Raw genomic sequence first — 5,542 nt, forward strand, 5'->3', positions numbered from 1 at the left:
GCCCGCAGCAGCCGACGACCGCGCCCGCACCCCCGCCGCCCCCGGCGGAGCCGACGCCCGGCCCGACCCCGTCCCCGACCTGCACCCGCTTCCTGTGGTGGTGCACGTAGGCGCGACGCCTACGGGGTCTCCTCGCCCAGCATCCGGCGCAGCAGATCCCGCAGGACCGTGCGCTCGGCATCCGACAGCCCGGCCAGCGGCTCCCGGGCGAAGTCCAGCGCGTCCCGCAGCTCACGGGCCGTGCGCCGGCCCGTCTCCGTCGCGGCGGCCAGCTTCACCCGCCGGTCGGCCGGATCGGGCCGGCGCTCGACCAGCCCCCGGGTCTCCAGCCGGTCGACGATCCCGGTGACGTTCGACGGCTCGCACTTCAGCCTGACGGCGATCTTCCGCATCGGCAGGGGATCCAGCGAGAGCAGCCCGAGCACCCGTGCCTGCGCACCCGTGAGGGAGTGCTCGGCGGCGGCCCGGTCGTACTCCTCGTGGTAGCGCGCCACGACGGTGCCGATGAGCTCGACGACCTCAAGGGTCAGGGTGTCTGTACGAGTGGCCATGGGCGACAGCGTACCGATTTACTTGACATCATGAAATATTCAGGAGCATGGTTGTTTCATGTCATGAAGCTTTTCGTGCCGCACGGCGCGGAGGCTCACCCCCGTAGGACATTGAGGAGAACCCGAGCTCATGTCTGCAGCACTTCCCACGTCCAGCCGCGAATGGCACCTCGTCGCCCGCCCGCACGGCTGGCCCAAGGCCGAGGACTTCGCGCTGCGTGAGGCCGCGGTGGCCGCTCCGGCCGAAGGCCGCATCCTCGTCCGCAACAAGTACTTCTCGGTCGACCCGTACATGCGCGGCCGGATGAACGACGTGAAGTCCTACACCCCGCCCTTCAAGCTGGACCACCCCATGGACGGCGGCGCGGTCGGCGAGGTCATCGCCTCGAACGCCGAGGGCTTCGCCGTCGGCGACCACGTCCTGCACGGTCTCGGCTGGCGCGAGATCGCCGACCTGCCCGCCAAGCACGCGGTGAAGGTCGACCCCGACATCGCCCCGCTCTCCGCCTACCTCGGCGTGCTCGGCATGCCCGGACTCACCGCCTACGCGGGCCTGTTCGAGGTCGCCTCCTTCAAGGAGGGCGACGCGGTCTTCGTCTCCGGCGCGGCCGGTGCCGTCGGCAGCCAGGTCGGCCAGTTGGCGAAGCTCAAGGGCGCCTCCCGGGTCATCGGCTCCGCGGGCTCCGACGAGAAGGTCAAGCTCCTCACCGAGGAGTACGGTTTCGACGCCGCGTTCAACTACAAGAACGGGCCGGTCCGCGACCAGCTCAAGGCGGCCGCCCCCGACGGCATCGACGTCTACTTCGACAACGTCGGCGGCGAGCACCTCGAAGCGGCGATCTCCTCGTTCAACCTGCACGGCCGCGCCACCATCTGCGGCATGATCGCCCAGTACAACTCCACCGAGCCGACCCCCGGCCCGAGCAACATGGCGCTCATCATCGGCAAGCGGCTGCGCCTCCAGGGCATGCTCGTCGGTGACCACGCCCACCTCCAGGACCAGTTCGTCCAGGAGGTCGCCGGCTGGCTGGCCTCGGGTGAGCTGAAGTTCCAGGAGACCAAGGTCGAGGGCATCGAGAAGGGCTACGACGCCTTCGTTGGCCTGCTGCGCGGCGAGAACACCGGCAAGATGATCGTCTCCCTGGTCTGACCCACCGCCTGTCCCCCCAGGCCACGCGTTAGGCTCATCCGCAGGCCGTCGCGATCGTGGGCGCGAGTCGCGGCGCACCAACCGGAGGAATCGTCACACCATGACCATCCAGAAGATCGACGTCGCCTACACCGCCGTCGCCACCGCCGAGAACGGCCGCGACGGCCGGGTCTCCTCCGACGACGGTCAGCTCGACGTCGTCGTGAACCCGCCGAAGGCCATGGGCGGCAGCGGCGCGGGCACCAACCCCGAGCAGCTCTTCGCGGCGGGCTACAGCGCCTGCTTCCAGGGCGCGCTGGGCGTCGTCGCCCGCCAGGAGAAGGCCGACATCTCCGGCTCGACGGTGACCGCGTCGGTCTCCATCGGCAAGACCGAGGCCGGCGGCTTCGGCCTGGAGGTCGCGATCAGCGCCTCCATCCCGAACGTCGACGCCGCCACCGCGCAGGCGCTCATCGAGAAGGCCCACCAGGTCTGCCCGTACTCGAACGCCACCCGCGGCAACATCAAGGTCGAGCTCTCGGTCGCCTGACCGCCGACGCTCCGCGCGAGGACCGCACCCCACTCCGGGGTGCGGTCCTCGCCGTTTCCCCGCACGCCGTACGCTGACGCCCATGAGTGATCTCGGGGCGGGTTTCGGCTACTTGATGAAGGGGCAACGCTGGGTTGCCCAGCACGGACGATGGTTCGGCTTCGGGCTGCTGCCCGGACTCGTCACCCTCGTCGTCTACGCCGGAGCGCTGATCGGACTCGGCTACGGGGCCGACGACCTCGTCAGCTGGGCGACCCCGTTCGCCGACGACTGGTCCTCCCCCTGGCAGGGGCTGCTGCGCACCGGACTGACCGCGCTCGTCTTCGTCTTCGGCCTGTTCCTCGCGGTCATCACCTTCACTGCCGTGACCCTCCTGGTCGGCCAGCCCTTCTACGAGTCGCTCTCCGAGGAGGTCGACCGCAGCGAGGGCGGCGAGGTCCCCGAGTCCGGACTGCCGCTCTGGCAGGAACTGTGGATCTCCGCCCGCGACTCCGTACACATCCTGCTGCGTGTCGCCCTGTACGGGATCGCCCTCTTCGCCTGCGGTTTCATCCCCGTCGTCGGGCAGACCGTGGTCCCCGCGATCGGTTTCTGCGTCTCCGGCTTCTTCCTGGCCGAGGAGCTGACCGCCGTCGCCCTCCAGCGCCGGGGCATGGTCCTCAAGGACCGCCTCGTCCTGCTCCGAGACCGCCGGCTGCTGGTGCTCGGCTTCGGCGTCCCGCTGGTCCTGTCCTTCCTGATCCCGTTCGTCGCGGTGTTCCTGATGCCGGGAGCCGTCGCCGGGGCCACTCTGCTCGCCCGCGACCTGGTCGACCCGGACCCGGCCCCGGACAACGGGCCCGGAACCGCCGACAGCGGTGAAGCTTCGGCCCCCCGGGCGTGGTCCGCATGACCGAGCTGCTGGCGGTCGCCGCCATCACCGTCCTCGCGGTCGTCTCGCCTGGCGCCGACTTCGCCATGGTCGTCCGCAACAGCTATCTGTACGGGCGCACCACCGGCGTCCTCGCGGCCACCGGGGTCGCCGCGGGCGTCCTGGTCCACGTCACGTACACGATGCTCGGCGTCGGGCTGCTCATCGCCTCCTCGACCGCCCTGTTCACCGCGGTCAAGCTGGCCGGAGCCGCCTATCTGATCTACATCGGGGTGCGCACCTTCCTGGCCCGCGCCGACCTCGACGTCGACCTGTCGGACCGGCCCGGGCTCTCCCCGTTCGGGGCGCTGCGCAGCGGCTTCCTGACCAACGCGCTCAACCCGAAGACGACCCTGTTCGTCGTCGCGACCTTCACCCAGGTCGTCGGCCCCGACACCGCGCTCTGGCAGCAGGCGGGGTACGGACTGTTCATGTCCGCCGCCCACCTCGTCTGGTTCGCCCTGGTCGCGCTGTTTTTCTCGCACTCCCGGCTGCGCGGCGCGATGCTGCGCCGCCAGAAGGCCCTGAACCGCTCGATCGGCTCGGTCCTGGTCGGCCTCGGCGTCACCCTGGGCCTGGCCCGCTGAGCGGAGCCCCGCGGCAGGAACGTCTCAGCGCACCGAGAACGCGTACACGGTGCGCGAGGCGAACTCCTCGCCCGGCCGGAGGACCGTCGACGGGAACTCCGGCCGGTTCGGCGAGTCCGGGAAGTGCTGGGTCTCCAGCGCGATCCCGGCGCACGGCCCGAACGGCCGCCCGTCGAAGTGGTCGGCCGTGTACAGCTGGAGCCCCGGCTCGGTGGTCCGTACGGTCAGCACCCGCCCGGACCAGGCGTCGTACAGCTCGGCGGCGACGGCGTCCACGCCCCGGGCCCCCTCCTCCAGCACCAGGTTCTGGTCGTACCCCGCGCCCACCGCCCGCGTCTCCCGGAAGTCGAACCGGGTCCCGGCCACCGGCAGCACCTCACCGGTCGGCACCGACGCCCCGTCCACCGGGGTGAAGTGCCCGGCCGCGATCCGCAGTTGCTGCCCCAGCGCGCTCCCGCTGTCCGCGCCCGCCAGGTTCCAGTACAGATGGCTGGTCGGGTTCAGCACGGTCGGCGCGTCGGTCACCGCCCGGTAGTCGAGCACCAGCGCCCCGCCCTGCCCCAGGGTGTACGTCACCGAGAAGTCGAGCCGCCCCGGATACCCCTCGTCCCCGTCCGCCGAGACCAGGGACATCCGCACCCCGCCCGGCACCGCCACCGCGTCCCACACCCGCTTGTCGAAGCCCCTGGCCCCACCGTGCAGATGGGTGGCGCCCTCGTTGGCCGTCAGCCGGTGCGTACGCCCGTCCAGGACGAACGACGCGCCCCCGATCCGGTTCGCGTACCGCCCGACCACCGCGCCGAAGTAGGGGCCGGGGAACTCCTCGTACCCGCCGGCATCCGGCAACCCCAGGGCGACCGGGGCCCGGCAGCCGTCCCGGCCCGGCGCCTCCACCGACTGCACGATCGCGCCGTACGTCAGGACCCGCACCCGGACCCCGTCCCGCTCCAGCGTCCACCGGCGCACGGGCGTCCCGCCCGCGAGCACGCCGAAGTCCTCCGCCTGTACCGCCGTGTCCGTGTCCGCGCCGCTGGTCATGGTCATCGACCCTACGTGGGCGGCTCCGCGGCCGTGACGTTGCGGTAGGCGATCTCCGCCAGCCGGGCCTGGCCGTCGCGGCTCGGGTGGAACCAGTCCCACGGGCTGAGCTGCGCCCCGGTGAACCGGAAGTCGAACACCGCCCCGCCGTCGTAACGGCAGTAACGATCCTTCGCGCACACGTCCCGCAGCACCTCGTTGAACGCCACCACCCGCTCCTGCACCGCGTCCCGCCGGGCCACGGCGGCGGGCCCGAGGTCGTCCGCGTCGGCCAGCATCGACTGACAGATCCCGAGGTCCCAGATCTTCTTGCCCAGCTCGTTCACCCGCCCCGTCGACCAGAGCCGCTTCAGATCCGGCACGCTGGAGACGTACACCTGAGCCTTCGGCGCCCCGGCACGCAGCTGCCGCATCGACGCCTCGAACGACGCCCGGAAGTCCGCCACGGGCGTCATCAGCCGCACCGAGTCCCGGCACGCGTCGTTCGCGCCCGTCATCACCGTCACCAGCTCCGGCCGCTCCTTCGCCGCCCGCGCCATCTGCTCGGGCAGCTGCACCATCCGCGACCCCGACACCGCGTGGTTCCAGCTGCGGTCCGCCGCCTTCGACGGGCCGAGGAGCCGGACCGCGAGACTGCGGACCGTGTCGTCCGTGCCGGTCGCCCACGACACCTCGGGGCAGTCGGTCAGCACCGAGCATGCGTCGAAGCCCCGGGTGATCGAGTCCCCGACCGCCGCGATCGACCGGGGCCGGGGGTTCCAGTCAGGGGTGGGGGAG

Annotated in this window: 7 protein-coding genes; 4 read left to right on the top strand and 3 right to left on the bottom strand. The window is 71.4% G+C overall.

Features of this window, described 5'->3' with window-relative positions; genetic code table 11:
- Positions 1–119 precede the first annotated feature (119 nt).
- Positions 120–551, bottom strand: a complete 432-nt coding sequence (locus tag D3105_RS31740; protein WP_118906323.1) for a MarR family winged helix-turn-helix transcriptional regulator — start codon at positions 549–551, stop codon at positions 120–122.
- Positions 552–681: 130 nt separating this feature from the next.
- Here D3105_RS31740 and D3105_RS31745 point away from each other — a divergent pair, with 130 nt between their 5' ends.
- From D3105_RS31745 to D3105_RS31760, 4 genes are all read left to right on the top strand, one after another.
- A complete protein-coding gene (locus D3105_RS31745; protein WP_118906324.1) occupies positions 682–1,701 on the top strand; it encodes an NADP-dependent oxidoreductase in 1,020 nt (339 codons plus the stop codon).
- 100 nt (positions 1,702–1,801) lie between these two features.
- Positions 1,802–2,230 carry an organic hydroperoxide resistance protein gene (locus tag D3105_RS31750; RefSeq protein WP_006124225.1) on the top strand — a complete coding sequence of 143 codons (429 nt, stop codon included), beginning with the start codon at positions 1,802–1,804 and terminating at the stop codon, positions 2,228–2,230.
- 82 nt (positions 2,231–2,312) lie between these two features.
- A complete protein-coding gene (locus D3105_RS31755; protein WP_118906325.1) occupies positions 2,313–3,122 on the top strand; it encodes an EI24 domain-containing protein in 810 nt (269 codons plus the stop codon).
- On the top strand, positions 3,119–3,727 hold the full coding sequence (locus D3105_RS31760) for a LysE family transporter (protein WP_118906327.1): 609 nt from the start codon (positions 3,119–3,121) through the stop codon (positions 3,725–3,727). The genes D3105_RS31755 and D3105_RS31760 overlap by 4 nt, the downstream gene beginning before the upstream one ends.
- A gap of 24 nt (positions 3,728–3,751) precedes the next feature.
- Here D3105_RS31760 and D3105_RS31765 read toward each other — a convergent pair whose 3' ends face one another.
- A complete protein-coding gene (locus D3105_RS31765; RefSeq protein WP_118906326.1) occupies positions 3,752–4,771 on the bottom strand; it encodes an aldose epimerase family protein in 1,020 nt (339 codons plus the stop codon).
- Between the two features lie 5 nt (positions 4,772–4,776).
- Positions 4,777–5,542 (bottom strand): SGNH/GDSL hydrolase family protein (locus D3105_RS31770; RefSeq protein ID WP_133305736.1); only part of this gene is annotated, 766 nt, incomplete at its 5' end.

The organism is Streptomyces globisporus (genome assembly GCF_003501885.1).
GTDB classification, from domain to species: Bacteria; Actinomycetota; Actinomycetes; order Streptomycetales; family Streptomycetaceae; genus Streptomyces; species Streptomyces globisporus_D.